At 69.8% G+C, this 20,344-nt stretch carries 19 protein-coding genes; 18 read left to right on the top strand and 1 reads right to left on the bottom strand.

What is annotated here, in order from left to right:
• Positions 1-95 precede the first annotated feature (95 nt).
• From arc to prcA, 6 genes are all read left to right on the top strand, one after another.
• On the top strand, positions 96-1,862 hold the full coding sequence (gene arc, locus IE212_RS06635; protein ID WP_190196767.1) for a proteasome ATPase: 1,767 nt from the start codon (positions 96-98) through the stop codon (positions 1,860-1,862).
• A gap of 234 nt (positions 1,863-2,096) precedes the next feature.
• Positions 2,097-3,608: a depupylase/deamidase Dop gene (gene dop / locus IE212_RS06640; protein ID WP_373301353.1), complete on the top strand. Its 1,512-nt coding sequence runs from the start codon at positions 2,097-2,099 to the stop codon at positions 3,606-3,608.
• A gap of 178 nt (positions 3,609-3,786) precedes the next feature.
• Positions 3,787-4,005 (top strand): ubiquitin-like protein Pup, encoded by a 219-nt coding sequence (locus IE212_RS06645; protein ID WP_037760434.1) that lies wholly within the window; start codon positions 3,787-3,789, stop codon positions 4,003-4,005.
• 43 nt (positions 4,006-4,048) lie between these two features.
• Positions 4,049-4,660: an endonuclease VII domain-containing protein gene (locus IE212_RS06650; protein WP_190196768.1), complete on the top strand. Its 612-nt coding sequence runs from the start codon at positions 4,049-4,051 to the stop codon at positions 4,658-4,660.
• Entirely contained in the window at positions 4,612-5,457 is an 846-nt protein-coding gene (prcB, locus tag IE212_RS06655; protein ID WP_190196769.1) for a proteasome subunit beta, read from the top strand. Before IE212_RS06650 ends, prcB begins: the two co-directional genes overlap by 49 nt.
• A 69-nt stretch (positions 5,458-5,526) precedes the next feature.
• The gene (prcA, locus tag IE212_RS06660; protein ID WP_190196770.1) at positions 5,527-6,285 is read left to right on the top strand and encodes a proteasome subunit alpha; all 759 of its coding nucleotides are present in this window, start codon (positions 5,527-5,529) and stop codon (positions 6,283-6,285) included.
• A gap of 394 nt (positions 6,286-6,679) precedes the next feature.
• On the opposite strand, the gene IE212_RS06665 is transcribed toward prcA, so the two are convergent.
• On the bottom strand, positions 6,680-7,696 hold the full coding sequence (locus tag IE212_RS06665; RefSeq protein WP_190196771.1) for a LacI family DNA-binding transcriptional regulator: 1,017 nt from the start codon (positions 7,694-7,696) through the stop codon (positions 6,680-6,682).
• Between the two features lie 87 nt (positions 7,697-7,783).
• On the opposite strand from IE212_RS06665, the gene IE212_RS06670 reads away from it, so the two are divergent.
• The 12 genes from IE212_RS06670 to IE212_RS06725 all read left to right on the top strand — a co-directional run bounded on the left by IE212_RS06670 (position 7,784) and on the right by IE212_RS06725 (position 20,334).
• Positions 7,784-9,043: an MFS transporter gene (locus IE212_RS06670; protein ID WP_190196772.1), complete on the top strand. Its 1,260-nt coding sequence runs from the start codon at positions 7,784-7,786 to the stop codon at positions 9,041-9,043.
• A 9-nt stretch (positions 9,044-9,052) separates the two neighbouring features.
• A complete protein-coding gene (pafA, locus tag IE212_RS06675; protein WP_190196773.1) occupies positions 9,053-10,414 on the top strand; it encodes a Pup--protein ligase in 1,362 nt (453 codons plus the stop codon).
• A gap of 129 nt (positions 10,415-10,543) precedes the next feature.
• Positions 10,544-11,545: an FKBP-type peptidyl-prolyl cis-trans isomerase gene (locus IE212_RS06680; protein WP_190196774.1), complete on the top strand. Its 1,002-nt coding sequence runs from the start codon at positions 10,544-10,546 to the stop codon at positions 11,543-11,545.
• 61 nt (positions 11,546-11,606) lie between these two features.
• Positions 11,607-11,978, top strand: a complete 372-nt coding sequence (locus tag IE212_RS06685) for an FKBP-type peptidyl-prolyl cis-trans isomerase (RefSeq protein WP_019754140.1) — start codon at positions 11,607-11,609, stop codon at positions 11,976-11,978.
• A 127-nt stretch (positions 11,979-12,105) separates the two neighbouring features.
• Entirely contained in the window at positions 12,106-13,083 is a 978-nt protein-coding gene (locus tag IE212_RS06690) for a helix-turn-helix transcriptional regulator (RefSeq protein WP_190196775.1), read from the top strand.
• A 19-nt stretch (positions 13,084-13,102) separates the two neighbouring features.
• Positions 13,103-14,176 (top strand): helix-turn-helix transcriptional regulator, encoded by a 1,074-nt coding sequence (locus IE212_RS06695; protein ID WP_229864104.1) that lies wholly within the window; start codon positions 13,103-13,105, stop codon positions 14,174-14,176.
• Positions 14,177-14,390: 214 nt separating this feature from the next.
• Positions 14,391-14,684 (top strand): hypothetical protein, encoded by a 294-nt coding sequence (locus IE212_RS06700; protein ID WP_190196776.1) that lies wholly within the window; start codon positions 14,391-14,393, stop codon positions 14,682-14,684.
• A gap of 45 nt (positions 14,685-14,729) precedes the next feature.
• The gene (locus IE212_RS06705; RefSeq protein WP_190196777.1) at positions 14,730-14,924 is read left to right on the top strand and encodes a hypothetical protein; all 195 of its coding nucleotides are present in this window, start codon (positions 14,730-14,732) and stop codon (positions 14,922-14,924) included.
• Positions 14,925-15,183: 259 nt separating this feature from the next.
• The gene (tatA, locus tag IE212_RS06710) at positions 15,184-15,468 is read left to right on the top strand and encodes a Sec-independent protein translocase subunit TatA (protein WP_190196778.1); all 285 of its coding nucleotides are present in this window, start codon (positions 15,184-15,186) and stop codon (positions 15,466-15,468) included.
• Between the two features lie 47 nt (positions 15,469-15,515).
• On the top strand, positions 15,516-16,478 hold the full coding sequence (gene tatC, locus IE212_RS06715) for a twin-arginine translocase subunit TatC (RefSeq protein ID WP_190196779.1): 963 nt from the start codon (positions 15,516-15,518) through the stop codon (positions 16,476-16,478).
• 31 nt (positions 16,479-16,509) lie between these two features.
• Positions 16,510-17,400: a diacylglycerol kinase gene (locus IE212_RS06720; protein WP_190196780.1), complete on the top strand. Its 891-nt coding sequence runs from the start codon at positions 16,510-16,512 to the stop codon at positions 17,398-17,400.
• Between the two features lie 84 nt (positions 17,401-17,484).
• Complete coding sequence (locus IE212_RS06725) at positions 17,485-20,334, top strand: DEAD/DEAH box helicase (RefSeq protein WP_190196781.1); 2,850 nt, start codon at positions 17,485-17,487, stop codon at positions 20,332-20,334.
• Positions 20,335-20,344: the final 10 nt, after the last annotated feature.

Here is a 20,344-nt window from a genome sequence, read left to right on the forward strand (position 1 = left end):
ACACCCCGACCGTCTTTGTGATCTAGGGGTTTCAATCGACACCCGCCCAGGTAGGGTCTGGAAGCGTCCAGCTCCCCTTGGAGGAGGTGAGGACCGTGGCAGCCCACGACGACGACATGAACCGCGGCATCCGCCCGGGACGCGGGTCCGACGACCCGGCCGGGCAGATCGCTTACCTTGAGCAGGAGATCGCCGTCCTGCGACGCAAGCTCGCCGACTCTCCGCGACACACGAGGATTCTCGAAGAGCGGATCGTCGAGCTGCAGACCAACCTGGCCGGCGTGTCCGCACAGAACGAGCGACTCGCCAGCACACTCCGTGAGGCCCGGGACCAGATCGTGGCCCTCAAGGAGGAGGTCGACCGGCTCGCGCAGCCGCCGGCCGGCTTCGGGGTCTTCCTGCAGGCGAACGAGGACGGTACCGCCGACATCTTCACCGGCGGCCGCAAGCTCAGGGTGAACGTCAGCCCCAGCGTCGAGCTCGAGGAGCTCCGGCGCGGCCAGGAAGTGATGCTCAACGAAGCTCTCAACGTGGTCGAGGCCATGGAGTACGAGAGCGTCGGTGACATCGTCACCTTGAAGGAGATCCTCGAGGACGGTGAGCGGGCCCTGGTGCTCGGGCACACCGACGAGGAGCGGGTGGTGCGGCTCGCCGAGCCGCTGCTGGACGTCACCATCCGCCCCGGCGACGCCCTGCTCCTGGAGCCCCGCTCCGGATACGTCTACGAGGTCGTCCCCAAGAGCGAGGTCGAGGAACTCGTCCTCGAAGAGGTCCCCGACATCGGCTACGAGCAGATCGGCGGACTCGGCGGCCAGATCGAGGCCATCCGGGACGCCGTCGAGCTCCCGTACCTCTACCCGGACCTGTTCAAGGAGCACGAACTGCGGCCGCCGAAGGGTGTGCTGCTGTACGGGCCCCCCGGATGCGGTAAGACCCTGATCGCCAAGGCCGTGGCCAACTCGCTGGCCAAGAAGGTCGCCGAGGTGACCGGCCAGGCCGCCGGCAAGAGCTTCTTCCTCAACATCAAGGGCCCCGAGCTGCTCAACAAGTACGTCGGTGAGACGGAGCGGCAGATCCGCCTCGTCTTCCAGCGGGCCCGTGAGAAGGCCAGCGAGGGCACCCCCGTCATCGTCTTCTTCGACGAGATGGAGTCCCTCTTCCGCACCCGTGGCTCCGGTGTCAGCTCGGACGTGGAGAACACCATCGTCCCGCAGCTGCTCGCCGAGATCGACGGTGTGGAGGGCCTGCAGAACGTGGTCGTGATCGGCGCCTCCAACCGTGAGGACATGATCGACCCCGCCATCCTGCGCCCCGGCCGCCTGGACGTGAAGATCAAGATCGAGCGTCCGGACGCCGAGGCGGCGAAGGACATCTTCGGCAAGTACCTCACCGAGCGCCTCCCGCTGCACGGCGACGACCTCGCCGAGCACGGCGGCTCCAAGGCCTCCACGGTCCAGAGCATGATCCAGACAGCCGTGGAACAGATGTACGCCGAATCCGAGGAGAACCGCTTCCTGGAGGTCACCTACGCCAATGGTGACAAGGAAGTCCTCTACTTCAAGGACTTCAATTCCGGCGCCATGATCGAGAACATCGTCGGCCGTGCCAAGAAGATGGCGATCAAGGACTTCCTCGAGAAGAACCAGAAGGGTCTCCGCGTCTCCCACCTCCTCCAGGCCTGCGTGGACGAGTTCAAGGAGAACGAGGACCTGCCGAACACCACCAACCCGGACGACTGGGCCCGGATCTCCGGAAAGAAGGGCGAGCGGATCGTGTACATCCGTACGCTCATCACCGGAAAGCAGGGCGCGGACACCGGACGCTCCATCGACACGGTGGCGAACACCGGTCAGTACCTGTAAAAGACAGGGCGGCTGCGGGTGCCCTCGGCGGGTACCCGCAGCCGACTGCTTTCCAGGCCACGGCTGGAGCAACGCAATGACGCAAATGATCTCCCCACCAGCGCAAAGGCGTTCTAGGCTCTTGCGTACCGCCAAGTCGCGCAGTGCGGGGACGGGCACCGCACACGCAACCGAGCGCCAGCGGTATCTGAGCGGCGCCCATGACCGAGGGTGCCGCCGGGCAAGGAGGGCCGCATGACCGTACGGCGAGTAATGGGCATCGAGACGGAGTACGGGATCTCCGTCCCCGGCCACCCCAACGCCAATGCCATGCTCACCTCGTCCCAGATCGTGAACGCCTACGCGGCGGCGATGCACCGGGCCCGCCGGGCCCGCTGGGACTTCGAGGAGGAGAACCCGCTGCGGGACGCCCGAGGCTTCGACCTCGCCCGCGAGGCCGCCGACGCCAGCCAGCTCACCGACGAGGACATCGGCCTGGCCAACGTGATCCTCACCAACGGCGCACGGCTCTACGTCGACCACGCACACCCCGAGTACAGCGCCCCCGAGGTCACCAACCCCCGGGACGCCGTCCTCTGGGACAAGGCCGGGGAACGGATCATGGCGGAGGCCGCGGAACGGGCCGCTCAGCTGCCCGGTGCCCAGCCGATCCACCTGTACAAGAACAACACCGACAACAAGGGCGCGTCCTACGGCACGCACGAGAACTACCTGATGAAGCGGGAGACCCCCTTCTCGGACATCGTGCGCCATCTGACGCCGTTCTTCGTCTCCCGTCAGGTCTTCGCCGGAGCGGGCCGCGTCGGCATCGGCCAGGACGGGCACGAGCACGGCTTCCAGCTCAGCCAGCGGGCCGACTACTTCGAGGTCGAGGTCGGCCTCGAGACCACGCTCAAGCGCCCGATCATCAACACCCGCGACGAGCCGCACGCGGACGCCGAGAAGTACCGCCGGCTGCACGTGATCATCGGCGACGCGAACCTGTCGGAGATCTCGACGTACCTGAAGCTGGGGACGACGGCTCTCGTGCTGTCGATGATCGAGGACGGCTTCATCGCGGTGGACCTGGCGGTCGACCAGCCCGTTCGCACGCTGCACCAGGTCTCGCACGACCCGTCGCTCAAGCGTCTCGTCACGCTCCGGAGCGGCCGGACACTGACCGCCGTCCAGCTGCAGATGGAGTACTACGAACTAGCGCGCAAGTACGTGGAGGAGCGGTTCGGGGCGGACGCCGACGAGCAGACCAAGGACGTCCTGTCCCGCTGGGAGGACACCCTCACCCGTCTGGAGCACGACCCGATGAGCCTGGCCGGCGAGCTGGACTGGGTCGCCAAGCGGGAGCTCATGGAGGGCTACCGGCGGCGGGACGACCTGGACTGGGACGCGGCACGGCTGCACCTCGTCGACCTGCAGTACGCCGACGTGCGCCCCGAGAAGGGCCTGTACAACCGTCTGGTGGCCCGCGGGCGGATGAAGCGCCTGCTGGGCGAGGCGGACATCGAGCGGGCCCGTACGGCGCCTCCTGAGGACACACGCGCCTACTTCCGCGGCCGCTGCCTGGAGCAGTACGCGGACGACGTCGCGGCGGCCTCCTGGGACTCGGTGATCTTCGACCTGCCGGGGCGGGACTCCCTGCAGCGCGTGCCAACCCTGGAACCGCTTCGCGGAACGCGTAATCACGTCAAGGAGCTCCTGGACCGCTGCCGCACCGCGGAAGACCTGGTCAGGGTCCTGTCCGGCGGGTGAGCGCCGATCACGGGTTTCCGGGAGAAGCCGCCCGGGCAGGGTGGAAAGTCCCTGGTCCGGGAATCATCGAGGTGGTCCCCGTACGTTGGAGAAACTGCGGGGCCATTGTCAGACCCGGAGAGTAGGGTCTGATCTTGACCGAGCAACTGTGTCGGGCGAACCGAGCGGGGTGAGGGATATGGCGACGAAGGACACCGGCGGCGGACAGCAGAAGGCCACCCGGTCCACCGAGGAGGTCGAGGAGCAGGCCGCGGAGGCGCAGGCTTCGGAGGACCTCAAGGAGCGTCAGGAGAAGCTGAGCGACGACGTGGACTCTGTCCTCGATGAGATCGACGACGTACTCGAGGAAAATGCCGAGGATTTCGTCCGAAGCTTCGTGCAAAAAGGCGGAGAGTAAAGGCGGGGTGGCGCTTCAGCCTTTGATCTGAAGGTGACGGGGGATGGAAGCGGCCAACGAGCCGAACGCGAGGCAATGCAGGAAGTGCGAGCGGGATTTACCTCTTGCTGCATTCGCCCGCGACAAGAATCGGCGTGACGGCCTCCAGGTGCACTGCCGGGAGTGCGTGGCGGAGTACAGCGCTGCGCACTACCGGCGTCGTCGGGAGGCCATGGGGAAGCCGGTCCGGGAGCAGGTGGACGTTCCGACTGGACACAAGCTCTGCCGGACATGTGGCGAGATCAAGCCTCACAGCGCATGGCACCGCAACGCGACCGCTTCCGACGGGTTGTCGACCCGTTGCAAGGCATGCCGAGCGGTGCAGGGTCGGCAGGGGCATCTGAAGCGGAAGTACGGCATCACGGAAGCCGAGCGCGACAGTCTGATCGCTTCTCAGGGAGGCGTGTGCTGTATCCGTCTGGCGGCCGTGCCTGAGCATGTGGATCACTGCCACAAGACGGGTAGGGTCCGTGGCGTACTGTGCTTCAGCTGCAACGCCGCACTGGGGCAGTTCAAAGATCGGCCCGATGCCATAAGGCGGGCTGCCGCTTACGTGGAAGGAATCGCGTGGAAGCCAACACTCGTAGCACCGGGCGTCTACCAGCTGCCTTCCTGACGCCAGGGTCCTCCTCCTTCATGGACTTCCTGTCCGAGCACCAGCCGGAGATCCTTCCCGGCAACCGGCAACTGCCTCCCACCAAGGGCGTCATCGAGGCACCGCACGGGACGACGATCGTCGCCGTGACGTTCCCCGGTGGTGTCGTGCTCGCCGGTGACCGGCGGGCCACCATGGGCAACGTCATCGCGCAGCGGGACATCGAGAAGGTCTTCCCGGCCGACGAGTACTCGGCGGTGGGCATCGCCGGCACGGCGGGTCTGGCCGTGGAGATGGTGAAGCTGTTCCAGCTGGAGCTGGAGCACTTCGAGAAGGTCGAGGGCGCGCAGCTGTCGCTGGAGGGCAAGGCGAACCGGCTGTCGACGATGATCCGCTCGAACCTGGGGATGGCCATGCAGGGGCTGGCCGTCGTTCCGCTGTTCGCCGGGTACGACGTGGACCGGGAGAAGGGGCGGATCTTCTCCTACGACGTCACGGGTGGGCGTTCCGAAGAGCAGGGGTACGCGGCCACGGGGTCCGGGGCGATCTTCGCGCGCGGCGCGATGAAGAAGCTCTTCCGGGACGACCTGAGCGAGTCCGAGGCCACGACACTCGTGGTCCAGGCGCTCTACGACGCGGCAGACGACGACTCGGCGACCGGTGGTCCCGATGTCGCCCGCCGGATCTATCCCATCGTCACCGTGATCACCGAGGACGGCTTCCGCAGGCTCTCCGAGGGCGAGGCGTCCGACATCGCCCGCTCGGTCCTGGAGCGGCGTCTGGAGCAGCCCGACGGTCCGCGGGCCGCGCTGCTGTGAGCGGCGGGCTGTCTTCATGAGGGTGGTCCAGTGAACCGACGGAATCCTGAAGAGAGGGACGGATAACCGGTGTCGACGCCGTTCTATGTCTCACCCCAGCAGCAGATGGCCGACCGGGCGGAGTACGCCCGCAAGGGCATCGCTCGTGGTCGCAGCCTGGTCGTGCTGCAGTACGCCGACGGCATCGTGTTCGTCGGGGAGAATCCGTCCCGCGCGCTGCACAAGTTCAGCGAGATCTACGACCGGATCGGCTTCGCGGCCGCCGGCAAGTACAACGAGTACGAGAACCTGCGGATCGGCGGTGTGCGCTACGCCGACCTGCGGGGTTACACCTACGACCGGGACGATGTGACGGCCCGGGGCCTGGCGAACGTGTACGCGCAGACGCTGGGCACGATCTTCTCGAGTGTCGGGGAGAAGCCGTACGAGGTCGAGCTGGTGGTGGCCGAGGTCGGGGAGACCACGGAGCAGGACCAGATCTACCGGCTGCCGCATGACGGCTCCATCGTGGACGAGCACGGCTCGGTCGCGGTGGGGGGTAACGCGGAGCAGATCAGCAGCTACCTGGACCAGCGCCACCGGGACGACATGACGCTGGCCGAGGCGCTGAAGCTGGCGGTGCAGTCCCTGTCCCGCGACACCAACGGCAGCGAGCGGGAGATCCCCGCGGAGCGGCTGGAGGTGGCGGTGCTGGACCGTACGCGTCCGCAGAAGCGCAAGTTCAAGCGGATCAGTGGGCGTCAGCTGTCGAGGCTGCTGGGCTCGGACGGTGCGGGGGCGTCGGCGTCCGAGTCCGAGTCCGAGTCCGAGTCCGGAGACGACGAGTAGTCGCGTGTTGCCGAGCGCCCCGGTCTCTCCTGGCCGGGGCGCCAACGGCTTCGTGGGTGGGTCGGGGCCGCGCCGGGGGGTGTCCGTCCTCGGAACGGCGCGATGGAGTCGGATACCGAGTGACTCCCCGTTGACGCGCCAACCGCTGCGGGCGGACACCCCCCGACACGTCCCCTTCTCGCCATACGCGGCTGCCGGCCGTCCTAGCTGCGGGCAGTCGTGCCGCTTGGGCGGCACGGGTGGGCGCAGCGGCACCCCGCGACGCCGGGCTGCGCAACGCCCCGCCCCCAGCACCCACGCCGGGCACCTGGAACCGGGCACCGGCCGCCGCCGCTGCGGCACCCCGTAACGCCGGGTTGCGCAACGCCCCGGCCCCGGCAGCAACGCCGAGTACCTAGAGGCGCCCTGGCGGTGCCGTAGAGCCCCGTACGACCAGCCGCACGGGGATGTCCCCACCCTCGGGCTCCCGGCCCTCCAGAACGGCCAGCAGCGCCCGCATACCCCGTTCCCCGAAGAGCTCCGCGTCCAGGCGGACCGTCGTCAGCTCGGGGTCGATCGCCGTGGCCAGGGCGAGGTCGTCCAGGCCGGTGACCGAGACGTCGTCCGGGATGCGCAGACCCAGTCGGCGGGCCGCCTTGTACGCCCCGGCGGCCAGTTTGTCGTCGTCGCAGACGAGGGCGGTGGGGCGCGGGCGGGCCTCGGACAGGGCCCTCTCGGTCGCGGCGACCGCGCCCTCGATGGAGATCGGCGCGCGAGCCGTGCGGATCGACGTACCCGGCACCCTGCGCAGACGTTCCGAGAGTTCCCGGGCGCGTGCCTCGAAGGTCCAGGACGGCACGTCCGCCGCCAGGTGGAGGAAGCGGCGGTGGCCGAGCGACAGCAGGTGTTCCGCGATCTGGCGGACACCGTCGGCGATGTCCAGGTTCACCGTGGCCGCCCCCAGGCTCCCCTGGGGGTCGCTGTCCAGCATCACCAGCGGCAACTGGTCGCCGCGGATCGCCGTCAGCGCGTCCGCGGCCATGGACGAGGCGATCACGCCGTCCAGCGCGGCCTGGGCGGAGGCGAAGGGGTCGCGCGCGGGGCCGATGCCCTCGGGGGAGGGGTAGAGGACCACGCCGAAGCCGTGCTCGGCGGCGACGCGGGCGGCGCCCGTGTAGACGCCGGCGAAGAACTCCGTGGTGAGGGCGGGGACGACCAGGAGGACCGTGCGGGTGTGGCCCAGGCGCAGGTTGCGGGCGGCCAGGTTCGGGCGGTAGCCCAGGTCGCGGGCGGCCTCGCGGACGCGCTCGGCGGTGGCCTCTGAGACGCGTCCGCGCCACTTGTCCCCGAGAACCAGGGAGACCGCCGCCTGGGAGACGCCGGCGGCCTGGGCGACGTCCCGGCTCGTGGGGCGGGTGCTGCCTTGTGCCACCGTCGGCCTGCTCTTTCGTCTGGACTCCCGAACAGCCGACATGGTACGTATGGGAGCCGACGTTATACGTAAAACCTAGAGGGGGGCATGGTCTTGGGGTACCTGGAGATCCTTCGGGCGCGACACGCCGCCCGGCTGCTCGCCGGCACGCTGGTGGGCCGGCTGCCCAACGCCACGGCGGCCATCGCGATCCTGCTGTTCGTCCGGGCCGAGGGCGGTTCCTACAGTCTCGCGGGGGCGCTCGCGGCCGTGTACGGCGTCGCCAACGCCGTGGGGCAGCCGGTGCTCGGCAGGCTCGTGGACCTGCGTGGGCAGCCGCGTGTGCAGTTGCCCGCGGCGGTCCTGTCCGGGCTGGCGATGGCTCTCTTCGCCTTCGCCGGTATCGGGTCGCTGCCCCTCGCGTATGCCGCCGTCGCGGCCGCCGGGCTCTTCACCCCTCCGTTGGAGGGCGGGCTTCGGGCGTTGTGGCCCTCGGTGCTCCGCAAGGAGAGCCAGGTGCACACGGCGTACGCCATGGACGCCGTGGCCCAGGAGGTGATGTTCACCGTCGGGCCGCTGCTGGTGACGCTGTGCGTGTCCCTGTGGTCGGCCCAGGCCGCGCTGCTGGTGCTGAACGCGGTCGGGGTGCTGGGGGCGCTGTCCGTGGTGGTGTCGCCGCCCTCGCGGGCCTGGCGGTCGGCGCCGCGCGAGGCGCACTGGCTGGGTGCGCTGCGTTCGGCGGGGCTGCTGGCGCTGCTGGCGGCGTTGCTGTTCGTGGGGATGGCGCTCGGGTCCATCACCGTCGCCTCGGTCCCCTACGCGGACGAGCACGGCGGTGACGTGGTGTACGGCTGGCTGATGGCGGCGCTGGGCTTCGGGGCGCTGGTGGGCGGCACCGTCTACGGGGCCCGGCAGTGGGCCGGTGAGCCCGCGCGGCGACTGACGGTACTGGTGGCTCTTCTGGTGGTGTGTTACCTGCCGCTGCTGCTCATGCCGGGGGCGGCCGCCATGGTGGCGCTGACGGTGCTGGCCGGAGTCTTCCTCGCTCCCACCATCGCCTGTGCCTTCGTCCTGGTCGACCGGCACGCGCCGCGCGGGACGGTCACCGAGGCGTTCTCCTGGCTCGTGACGACGTTCACCGTGGGCCACTCGGTCGGAACGGGCGTCGCGGGGCCCGTCGTCGAGGCCGGCGGGGCCCTGTGGGGCTTCGCCGTGCCGGGTGTCGCGGGGGGCTTGTCCCTGCTGGTTTTGATCGCCACGGCACGGGTACTCGCAGCTCCCGGCCAGGGTGCGGTCGTCGCGGCCGGTTCGGAAAATGATCCGAACCGTGCCCTCGAACCCCGTTTCAGTTCAGGGGATCGGGCGTAATGTTCCCTCATGGACCGCCGCATTTTCGGGCTGGAGAACGAGTACGGCGTCACGTGTACGTTCAGGGGACAGCGCCGCCTGTCTCCTGACGAGGTGGCGCGGTACCTCTTCCGCCGTGTCGTGTCATGGGGCCGCAGCAGCAATGTCTTTCTGCGAAACGGCGCCCGCCTCTATCTCGACGTGGGCTCACATCCGGAATACGCCACTCCCGAATGTGACAACGTGATCGAACTGGTCACCCACGACAAAGCGGGCGAGCGCATTCTCGAAGGACTCCTGGTGGACGCCGAACGACGCCTGCACGAGGAGGGAATCGCGGGCGACGTCTACCTCTTCAAGAACAACACCGATTCGGCGGGCAACTCCTACGGCTGCCACGAGAACTATCTGGTCGCCCGGCACGGGGAGTTCTCCCGGCTCGCGGACATTCTCATTCCGTTCCTGGTGACGAGGCAGCTGCTGTGCGGTGCGGGCAAGGTGCTGCAGACGCCGCGCGGGGCCGTGTACTGCGTCAGCCAGCGGGCCGAGCACATCTGGGAGGGCGTCTCCTCGGCGACGACCCGCTCCCGGCCGATCATCAACACCCGCGACGAGCCGCACGCGGACGCCGAGCGCTACCGCCGCCTGCACGTCATCGTGGGCGACTCCAACATGTCCGAGACGACCATGCTGCTCAAGGTCGGCGCCACCGACCTGGTGCTGCGCATGATCGAGGCGGGCACGGTGATGCGGGATCTCACCCTGGAGAACCCCATCCGGGCCATCCGCGAGGTCAGTCACGACATCACCGGGCGGCGGAAGGTCCGCCTGGCCAGCGGCCGGGAGGCCTCCGCGCTGGAGGTGCAGCGCGAGTACTACGAGAAGGCCCTGGACTTCTGCGAGCGCCGCGGCATCCGCACCGGAACCGTAGAGCGCGTGCTTGAGCTGTGGGGCCGGACGCTGGAGGCGATCGAGACCGAGGACCTCGACCGCATCGGCACCGAGATCGACTGGGTCATGAAGTACAAGCTCATCGAGCGGTACCGCAGCAAGAACAACATGACCATGTCGCATCCGCGGGTCGCGCAGATAGACCTCGCGTACCACGACATCCACCGGCGTCGTGGCCTGTACTACCTGCTGGAGAAGAAGGGGCAGGCGGCGCGCGTCTGCAACGACCTGAAGATCTTCGAGGGCAAGTCCGTCCCGCCGCAGACCACTCGGGCCCGGCTGCGCGGCGACTTCATCCGGCGCGCCCAGGAACAGCGCCGCGACTTCACGGTCGACTGGGTCCACCTCAAGCTGAACGACCAGGCCCAGCGCACCGTGTTGTGCAAGGACCCGTTCCGTTCCGTCGACGACCGGGTGGAGAAGCTCATCGCCGGAATGTGAGGAATCGCGCCGGAGAGGAAATCGCCGGAACGCCACACGGGCGCCGTACGTTACAAGTACGGCGCCCTGCTCACGCCGTAGAGTTGCGCGCACGCCATCAGAAGATCGACTGATTACGAGGCCCCCACAGTGCGCCGACGCTCACTTCTCATCGCCGTTCCCGCAGGACTGGCCACGCTCGCCGCATGCGGTGACGAAAAGTCCGACTCGAGCAAGGCCAGCGACAGCCCGTCGCCCTCGGCGTCCGCTCCCGCCTCGGCCCCGCCGCCGAAGATCGTGGACGGTCCGCTGCCGGCGGTCACCGCGGGCACCGGGTTCGACGAGAAGCCGACGGTGGCCAAGGGCAGCGGCGAGCCGTCGAAGCAGCTGGCGGTGAAGACGCTGATCGCGGGCAGCGGCAAGGCCGTCGCGGAGAACGACTTCGTCGTGGCGAACTACCTGGGCCAGGTCTGGAACACCGCCAAGGTCTTCGACAACTCCTACGACCGCAAGGCCCGTCTGGCCATCCAGCTCTCCCAGGGGCGGATCATCGACGGCTGGCGGTACGCGCTGGCCGGCAAGAAGGCCGGCAGCCGTGTCGAGATGGCCGTCCCGCCCACCTGGGGATACGGCTCGCAGGGCAACCCGCAGGCGGGCATCAAGGGCACCGACACCCTGGTCTTCGTCGTCGACGTGCAGGACACCTTCAACGCCACGAGCTCCGCCAAGGGCGAGGAGGTTCCCCAGGAGGACGCGGACCTGCCCAAGGTGGGAACCAACACCGACGGCAAGGCGCCCTCCATCGAGGTGCCCAAGGCCTCCGCCCCGAAGAAGCTCGTCGCCGAGTACGTCCTGGAGGGCGACGGCGAGAAGGTCGCCGCCGAGGACAGCGTCCTCGTGCAGTACAAGGGTGTGCTGTGGGACGGCGGCAAGGAGTTCGACTCGTCGTACGCCAACAAGCAGCTGGTGTCGTTCTCGCTCCAGCAGGTCGTCAAGGGCTGGGCGCAGGGCCTGACCGGCAAGAAGGTCGGCAGCCGGGTCCTCATCGTGATCCCGCCGAAGCTGGGCTACGGGGACAACCCGCCGCAGGGCAGCGGTATCAAGAAGGACTCCACGCTGGTCTTTTCGGTGGACATCCTCGCGAAGCTGTGACGCGCGTGGGATGTAAGACTGTGCGTGTTCGCCTTTTCGCAGACAAGCAGGAGCATCAGACGTGAGCATCGACAAGCCCGAGATCGACTTCCCGGGCGGCGAGCCCCCGGCGGACCTCGAGATCAAGGACATCTGGGAAGGCGACGGCCCGGTCGCGCAGGCCGGTCAGACCGTCACCGTGCACTACGTGGGTGTCGCCTTCAGCACGGGCGAGGAGTTCGACGCCAGCTGGAACCGCGGCACCCCCTTCCGCTTCCCGCTGGGCGGCGGCCGGGTCATCAAGGGCTGGGACCAGGGCGTGCAGGGCATGAAGGTCGGCGGCCGCCGCCAGCTGACCATCCCCGCCCACCTCGCCTACGGCAACCAGAGCCCGACCCCGGCGATCAAGCCCGGCGAGACGCTGATCTTCGTGGTCGACCTGCTCGGGGTCTGAGCAAGGTCCGACAGACTCGATCACGTGGGGCCCACGCCTGTTCGGGCGTGGGCCCTCGGCTTTGCGGTGCCCCCGCGGGGCGGTACGGTCGTCGTCGTAAAGCACCATAGGGAGGCGAAGGGCGTCGATGGCCATTGCCAAGGCCGAGCGGCTGATGAACCTGGCGCTGTGTCTGCTCGGGACGCGACGTCCGCTCAGCAAGCGTGAGCTGCGCGACTCCATCGAGGCCTACGTCGAGGCCTTCGGTCCGGGCAACGGCGCGACCGGCAACGACGACTCCTTCAACCGCATGTTCGAGCGCGACAAGGACGACCTGCGCGAACTCGGACTCGTCATCGAGACCGTGGAGAGCCTCGAGGGCGAGATCGGCTATCTGGCCCGCCGCGACAGCAACCGCCTGCCGCCCATCACCCTGGACGCCGAGGAGGCCGCCGCGCTCGGGCTCGCCGCCAAGGTGTGGCAGCAGGCCCGCCTCGCCGGCGCGGCCAGCGGCGCCCTGCAGAAGCTGCGCGCCGCCGGACTCCCCGAGGACGTCGACCCGTACGGGCCGCACGGCGCGCTGGAGCCTCGCATCCCCGTGCACGAGGCGGCGTTCGAACCGCTGATGCTCGCCTGCCGGGACCGCCGGCCGGTCGTGTTCGACTACCGCAAGGCCACCGCCGCCCGGCCCGAGCAGCGGCACGTGGAGCCGTGGGCGCTGGAGTGCTGGCGGGGCCACTGGTACCTGGCGGGGTGGGACCGCGACCGCGGCGCCGAGCGGGTCTTCCGGCTCTCCAGGATCACCGGCAAGGTCCGTTCCCGCGGCGGCCGGTACACGGCCCCCGTGCCGGACGTGGTCACGGTCCGTGAGACCGTCGCGAGCTGGGCCGGAGAGATCGCGGACCGCTCGGCACGGATCCGGCTCAGGTCGGACGCGGGGTACCCCCTTCGGGCGAAGGCCACCTCGGTGCGGGAACTGGGGGACGGCTGGGACGAGTTGGAGATTCCGTACGGCCACGGGCTGGACGCCTGGCTGGTCGAGTTCGGGCCGGACGTGGTCGTCCTGGAGCCCGCTGAGCTGCGGGCCGACGTGGTGGACCGCCTGCGGGCCGTGGCCAAGGGCTGAGGGGGAGCGGAGCAATACAGTGGCAGGCAAACCGGTCAGGCCCGTGAACGCCATCGACCAGACCCGGCGGATGCTCTCCCTGGTGACATATCTGAGAGAGCGCCCCGGGGCGCGGGTCGAGGACGTCGCGCGCGCCTTCGGCATCACCGAGGACGAGCTGGTCTCCGACCTCGACGTGCTGCCCATGTGCGGCACCAGCTTCCGCGGCGGCGACCTGCTCGACATCGACACCGACGGCGAGCGCATCTGGTGGCACAACCCGGCCGCCCTCGCCGCGGAAGCGGCCGAGCCGCTCAGACTCGCCGCCGACGAGGCGACCGCCCTGCTCGTCGCCGCCCGGGCCGTGGCCACGCTGCCCGGGCTGCGGGAGAGCGACCGGCAGGCACTCCTGCGGGCGACGGCCAAGGTGGAGACCGCGGCCGGCGAGGCGGCGGGTGCCTCTTCGCGGCTGTCGGTGACCTTCGAGTCCGAGGGCGGCGTCTTCGCGGACGTCGACCGGGCGATCGCCGAGCGCCGCCGTCTGTGGATCCGCTACTACTCGCCCGCGCGCGACGAGGTCACCGAGCGGGAGATCGACCCGATCCGCCTGGTCAGCGTCGGGCACACCTACGTCGAGGCCTGGTGCCGCCGCTCGGAGGCGCGCCGCACGTTCCGCCTCGACCGGGTCGCCGAGATCAGGATCCTGGACGAGCCGTCGGCGCCGCCGGAGATCGAGCTGCGGGATCTGTCGGAAGGACTGGTGCAGCCCGCGGCCGAGGACCCGGAAGTGGTGGTCGAGGTCGGACCCGGCGGCCGCTGGGTCGCCGAGTACTACCCGCACGACAGTGCGGATGAACTCGCGGACGGCGGGCTGCGTATCACTCTGCGGACCCCCGACCCGGCGTCGCTGCGGCGTCTTGCGCTGCGGCTCGGGCGTGACGGCCGTATCGTGTCGCCGCCCGAGCTGGCCGACAGCGCCCGGCAGGCAGCCCGTGAGGCACTCGCGGCGTACGACGGGTTGGAGTCGGTGGGCGACAGGGTGGAGGCGGCCGGGGCGCAGGCGCCGAGTCCGGCGCACACCATTGCGGCCGGGCCGGACGGCGGGCGTGCGTGAGCCGTCTTGGCGTGCGGTGCGGTGGGGCAGGTGCGCACGGGAGCGCCCGCCTGTCCCGAAGGCGTACGGCCGCGGGCCGGCCCGGGCCGGTGCCGCCCTCGGGTCCCCCGGTCCGGCCGTCCCGGGCCGCGCGTGGGGGACCGCGCGTCCGGCCGTGACCTGCCCGGACCTGGTGTCCCGGAGGCGAACCACCCGACGAAGAGGAGCGAGAGCTGTGAGCGAGTCGGCGACGTCCGGTGCGCGGGGCATGACGGCGGAGTCCGCGTTCGCCGGGATGAGAAGCGTGGCCCCGGTCGTGTTCCGGGCGGGCTGCCCGGACTGCCGCGAGCGGTTCGAGCTCACCGCGGGCGCCCTGCGCCTCGCCATCGGCGCGACGAGCCGCACCACCTTCTACTCGTTCACCTGCCCGGAGTGCGGCGCGTCCGTGCGCAAGCCCGCGGGCGAGCGGATCGTGGAACTGCTCACCGTCGGCGGCGTGCGGACCCTGCGGCTGCACTCGGCCCTCTAGAGGGCCTGGCCGTTCCCCCCGCCAGGAGGGTCTAGGCTCGGCGTCATGTTCTGGCCGATGTTCGCGATTGCTCTGGGGTTCGTGGGTCTCGCCGTGCTGGGGGTGCTCGCGGTACGGGTCTTCGTCGAGGCGCAGCGTCTGGGCAGGCAGGTCACGGACTCGGCACGGCGCATCAACCGGGCCGCCGAGGACCTGGAGCGGGCGGCGGAGAGCGCGGCCCGGTCCGTCGACGCCCTGTGAGTCGCCGGCCGTCGGCTGTGGGATGTGCTTTTGGGCTGGTTCGCCCTGTCACCGGTGCGGTTGGGACAGGTACGCTGCTGGTCGCGGCCCGGTTAACGAGGCACTGGCCGCGGACGGGAGTACGCACAGGGGATGCAGAGGGATTGCCTCACGTTCACCCCCGAGCGTTACGATCGCTGTCGACACGATCGTTCGGACACATGTCCGACCGGTCGGACAGCACCCCACCACAGCCGCCTCGGTGAGAAGGTAAAGACTTATGTTCGGAAGGCTCGGAGCCCCCGAGATCATTCTCATCCTCGTCGTCATCATCCTGCTGTTCGGCGCGAAGAAGCTTCCGGACATGGCGCGGTCGCTCGGCAAGTCCGCCCGCATCCTCAAGAGCGAGGCCAAGGCGATGAAGGACGACGGCAAGTCGTCCACGACCCCGGCCGGTCCGCCCGACAACGACGAGCAGCCCGCGCAGCGCACCATCCAGGCCGCACCCGGTGACGTGACCAGCTCCCGCCCGGTCAACGAGCCGAAGGACACGACCAAGCGCTGACGCAGGGCCGGTGACCTCCGGCCCGCCGCACGAGATGGGAACGTGGGTTGCTGAAGTCTGCCCGCAAGAAGGAGAAGGATCCCGAGGGGCGGATGCCCCTCGCGGAGCACCTTCGCGAGCTCCGCAACCGGCTCGCCAAGGCGATTTTGGCGATCGTCGTCGTCACGGTCTTCGCCGCCTTCTTCTACAACGACATCATCGACTTGATCACCAGGCCGATCCTCGACTCGGTCGGCTGTGACAAGACCTTCGCGGAACTGGCCAAGTCGCAGCCCGGCTCGAAGCCGTGCGCGCAGATCACCATCAACGGCCTGCTGACGCCCTTCACGCTGGCGCTGAAGGTGTCGCTGATGGCCGGTGTCGTGCTGGCCTCACCGGTCTGGCTCTACCAGCTCTGGGCCTTCGTCGCGCCCGGCCTGCACCGGCACGAGAAGAAGTACGCCTACGCCTTCGTCGGCACGGGCGCCCCGCTGTTCGTCGTGGGTGCCTACTTCGCGTACACCGTCCTTCCCACCACCGCGAAGGTGCTGCTCGACTTCACTCCGGTCGGCACGTCCAACCTCCTCCCGCTGGACGACCTGCTCGACCTGGTCATGCGGATGGTGCTCGTCTTCGGCCTCTCCTTCGAGCTGCCGTTGCTGCTGGTCATGCTCAATCTCACCGGGGCGATCAGCGGCAAGCGCATGCTCGGCTGGTGGCGCGGCATGATCATGGGCATCACGGTCTTCGCGGCCATCGCCACACCCAGCACCGACCCGCTGACCATGCTGGCGCTCGCCGGGCCGATCTGGATCCTCTACTTCGGCGCCACGGCCGTCTCCCTGCTCAACGACCGTCGCCGCAGCCGCCGCGAGGCGCTGGGCCCCGCCGACGACGAGGCATCCGAGCTGGACCTCACCCCCGAGGACATCGGCGAGATCGAGCCCGTGACGACCGGCCGGGCCGCCCTGCCCGAGCAGGCGAGCGCGGACCGCTCGGACCGGGTCAACGGTTATGACGACGTGACCTGAAGATCGGCGGACAGCTCATAGGGTCACTCCCGTGACCAGCGAGATCACCCTCTTCGTCAACCCCACCGCGGGCCGCGGCCGGGGCGCCCGCGCGGCGCAGCCGGCCGCTTCGGCTTTGCGGGCGGCCGGCTTCTCGGTGCGTACCGTGCTCGGGGAGGACGCCGAGGACGCCCTCACCCGGGCCCGCGCGGCCGTCGCGGGCGGCACCGGCGCGCTGATAGCCGTCGGCGGCGACGGCATGGCGGGCCTCGCCCTGCGCGCCGTCGCCGGGACCCGCACTCCGCTCGGTCTGGTCGCCGTCGGCACCGGCAACGACTTCGCCCGCGCCCTGGGCCTGCCCGTGCGCCAGCCGGCCGCGGCCGGACGTATGGTCGCCGACGCCCTCAAGTGCGGCCGGATCCGCGACATCGACCTCGGGCAGGTGGGCGACCGATGGTTCGGCACGGTCCTCGCCTCCGGCTTCGACTCGCGTGTCAGCGACCGGGGCAACCGCATGCGCCGGCCCGCCGGCCGCTTCAAGTACGACCTGGCGATGATCGCCGAACTGGCCGCGTTCCGGCCCGTCCCCTACCGGATCCGGCTCGACGACGGCGACGTCCGTGAGGTGGACGCGACCCTCGTGGCCGTCGGCAACGGCTCGTCGTACGGCGGCGGGATGCGGATCTGCCCCGGAGCCGACCTGACCGACGGGCTGTTCGACATCACCGTGGTCGGGGACTGCGACCGCAGGACGCTGCTGCGGGTGTTCCCACGGGTGTACCGGGGGACGCACGTCGAGCATCCGAAGGTGACCGTGCTGCGGGCCGCCCGGGTCGAGATCGCCGCCGATGGCATCACGGGGTACGCGGACGGGGAGCCGCTCGGCCCGCTGCCGCTGAGCGCGCGCTGTGTGCGCGGGGGCGTGCGGGTCGTCGGCCCCTGAGGCCCTGAGGCCCCGAGGTCCGTTGTCCCTGAGCTGCACCGATCCCGGCTTCTGAGGTTTGCCGCACAGAGACGGATCCGGATAATGATCGTCCTGTTGTCAGTGCGGCCCGGTACGCTCGAAAGCACGATGACAGAGGACCTCTCACCGGCCGAGCGGTACGCGGCAGCCCGTAGGCGCGCTGCCGAGCAGGCCACCGCGCTCGCCTCCTTCCGCGAGATGTACGACTTCGGCCTCGACCCCTTCCAGATCGAGGCCTGCCAGGCGCTCGAGGCGGGGAAGGGGGTGCTGGTCGCCGCGCCCACCGGCTCCGGCAAGACGATCGTCGGCGAGTTCGCCGTCCACCTGGCCCTCCAGCAGGGCAAGAAGTGCTTCTACACGACGCCCATCAAGGCGCTGTCGAACCAGAAGTACGCCGACCTGTGCCGCCGCTACGGCACGGAGAAGGTGGGCCTGCTCACCGGCGACAACAGCGTCAACTCCGGCGCCCCGGTGGTCGTGATGACCACCGAGGTGCTGCGGAACATGCTGTACGCCGGCTCCCAGACCCTCCTCGGCCTCGGCTACGTGGTCATGGACGAGGTGCACTACCTCTCCGACCGGTTCCGGGGCGCCGTCTGGGAAGAGGTGATCATCCACCTTCCCGACTCGGTCACCCTGATCTCGCTCTCGGCGACGGTGTCGAACGCCGAGGAGTTCGGCGACTGGCTCGACACGGTCCGCGGCGACACCGAGGTGATCGTCTCCGAGCACCGGCCCGTGCCGCTGTTCCAGCACGTGCTGGCGGGGCGGCGGATGTACGACCTGTTCGAGGAGGGCGAGGGCCAGAAGAAGGCCGTCAACCCCGATCTGACGCGCATTGCGCGGATGGAGGCGAGCCGGCCGTCGTACCAGGACCGCCGGCGCGGCCGGTCCATGCGCGAGGCCGACCGCGAGCGTGAGCGCAGGCAGCGGTCCCGGGTGTGGACACCGAGCCGGCCCGAGGTCATCGAGCGGCTCGACGCCGAGGGGCTGTTGCCCGCGATCACCTTCATCTTCAGCCGCGCCGCCTGTGAGGCCGCGGTCCAGCAGTGCCTGTACGCGGGGCTCCGGCTCAACGACGAGGAGGCACGCGAGCAGGTGCGCTCGCTGGTCGAGGAGCGCACGGCGTCCATCCCGGCCGAGGACCTGCACGTCCTCGGCTACTACGAGTGGCTGGAGGGCCTCGAGCGCGGCATCGCCGCCCACCACGCGGGCATGCTGCCCACCTTCAAGGAGGTCGTCGAGGAACTGTTCGTGCGCGGCCTGGTGAAGGCCGTGTTCGCCACCGAGACCCTCGCCCTCGGCATCAACATGCCCGCCCGCTCGGTCGTGCTGGAAAAGCTCGTCAAGTGGAACGGCGAGCAGCACGCCGACATCACGCCGGGCGAGTTCACGCAGCTGACGGGGCGTGCGGGGCGACGCGGTATCGACGTCGAGGGCCACGCGGTGGTGCTCTGGCAGCGCGGTATGAACCCCGAGCACCTGGCGGGGCTCGCGGGCACGCGCACGTACCCGCTGCGGTCCAGCTTCAAGCCGTCGTACAACATGGCGGTCAACCTGGTCGAGCAGTTCGGGCGGCACCGCTCGCGCGAACTGCTGGAGACGTCCTTCGCGCAGTTCCAGGCGGACAAGTCGGTCGTCGGCATCTCACGGCAGGTGCAGCGCAACGAGGAGGGCCTAGAGGGCTACAAGGCCTCCATGACCTGCCACCTCGGTGACTTCGAGGAGTACGCCCGACTGCGCCGCGAACTGAAGGACCGGGAGAACGAGATCGCCCGGCAGGGCGCGGCACAGCGGCGCGCGGAGGCCGCCGTCGCGCTGGAGAAGCTGAAGCCAGGTGACGTCATCCACGTGCCCACCGGCAAGTACGCGGGCCTGGCGCTGGTGCTGGACCCGGGTCTGCCCGCCGGCCGTTCGAACGGACACCGCGGCTTCGAGCACCACGACGGGCCGCGCCCGCTGGTGCTGACCGCCGAACGGCAGGTGAAGCGGCTGGCGTCCATGGACTTCCCGGTGCCGGTCGAGCCGCTGGAGCGGATGCGGATCCCGAAGTCCTTCAACCCCCGCTCCCCGCAGTCCCGTCGGGACCTCGCCTCCGCCCTGCGTACCAAGGCCGGGCACATCCCGGCCGAGCGGCACCGCAAGCGGCGTTCCCAGGCGGCCGACGACCGCGAGATCGCGCGGCTGCGCACCGCGCTCCGCGCGCACCCCTGCCACGGGTGCGACGACCGTGAGGACCACGCCCGTTGGGCCGAGCGGTACCACCGGTTGCTGCGCGACACCTCGCAGCTGGAGCGGCGGATCGAGGGCCGTACGAACACGATCGCCCGGACCTTCGACCGCATCGTCGCGCTGCTGACCGAGATGGACTACCTGCGCGCCGACGAGGTCACCGAGCACGGCAAGCGGCTCGCGCGGCTGTACGGCGAACTGGACCTGCTCGCCAGCGAGTGTCTGCGCGAGGGCGTCTGGGAGGGGCTCGGACCCGCCGAACTCGCCGCGTGCGTCTCGGCGCTGGTGTTCGAGTCGCGCGTCGCGGACGACGCGATGGCGCCGAAGCTGCCTTCGGGGAAGGCCAAGGCCGCGCTGGGCGAGATGGTGCGGATCTGGGGCCGGCTGGACGCGCTGGAGGAGGAGTTCCGCATCACCCAGACCGAGGGCGTCGGACAGCGCGAGCCGGACCTCGGTTTCGCCTGGGCGGCGTACATGTGGGCCTCCGGGAAGGGACTCGACGAGGTGCTGCGCGAGGCCGAGATGCCGGCGGGCGACTTCGTGCGGTGGTGCAAGCAGGTCATCGACGTGCTGGGGCAGATCGCGGCGGCCGCTCCGCAGGGCTCGTCCGTGGTGAAGAACGCCCGTAAGGCCGTGGACCTGTTGCTGCGGGGTGTCGTCGCGTACTCGTCGGTGGGGTGACCGGCGGAAC

This window comes from Streptomyces djakartensis, assembly GCF_014651075.1.
GTDB classification, from domain to species: Bacteria; Actinomycetota; Actinomycetes; order Streptomycetales; family Streptomycetaceae; genus Streptomyces; species Streptomyces djakartensis.

Bases quoted from the DNA above. Each gene is read 5' to 3' on its own strand.
- dop (WP_373301353.1), top strand. From the start codon at position 2,097: ATGACCGTACGGCGAGTAATGGGCATCGAGACGGAGTACGGGATCTCC.
- IE212_RS06645 (WP_037760434.1), top strand. From the start codon at position 3,787: ATGGCGACGAAGGACACCGGCGGCGGACAGCAGAAGGCCACCCGGTCC.
- IE212_RS06650 (WP_190196768.1), top strand. From the start codon at position 4,049: ATGGAAGCGGCCAACGAGCCGAACGCGAGGCAATGCAGGAAGTGCGAG.
- IE212_RS06670 (WP_190196772.1), top strand. From the start codon at position 7,784: ATGGTCTTGGGGTACCTGGAGATCCTTCGGGCGCGACACGCCGCCCGG.
- pafA (WP_190196773.1), top strand. From the start codon at position 9,053: ATGGACCGCCGCATTTTCGGGCTGGAGAACGAGTACGGCGTCACGTGT.
- IE212_RS06690 (WP_190196775.1), top strand. From the start codon at position 12,106: ATGGCCATTGCCAAGGCCGAGCGGCTGATGAACCTGGCGCTGTGTCTG.
- IE212_RS06705 (WP_190196777.1), top strand. From the start codon at position 14,730: ATGTTCTGGCCGATGTTCGCGATTGCTCTGGGGTTCGTGGGTCTCGCC.
- tatA (WP_190196778.1), top strand. From the start codon at position 15,184: ATGTTCGGAAGGCTCGGAGCCCCCGAGATCATTCTCATCCTCGTCGTC.
- IE212_RS06725 (WP_190196781.1), top strand. From the start codon at position 17,485: ATGATCGTCCTGTTGTCAGTGCGGCCCGGTACGCTCGAAAGCACGATG.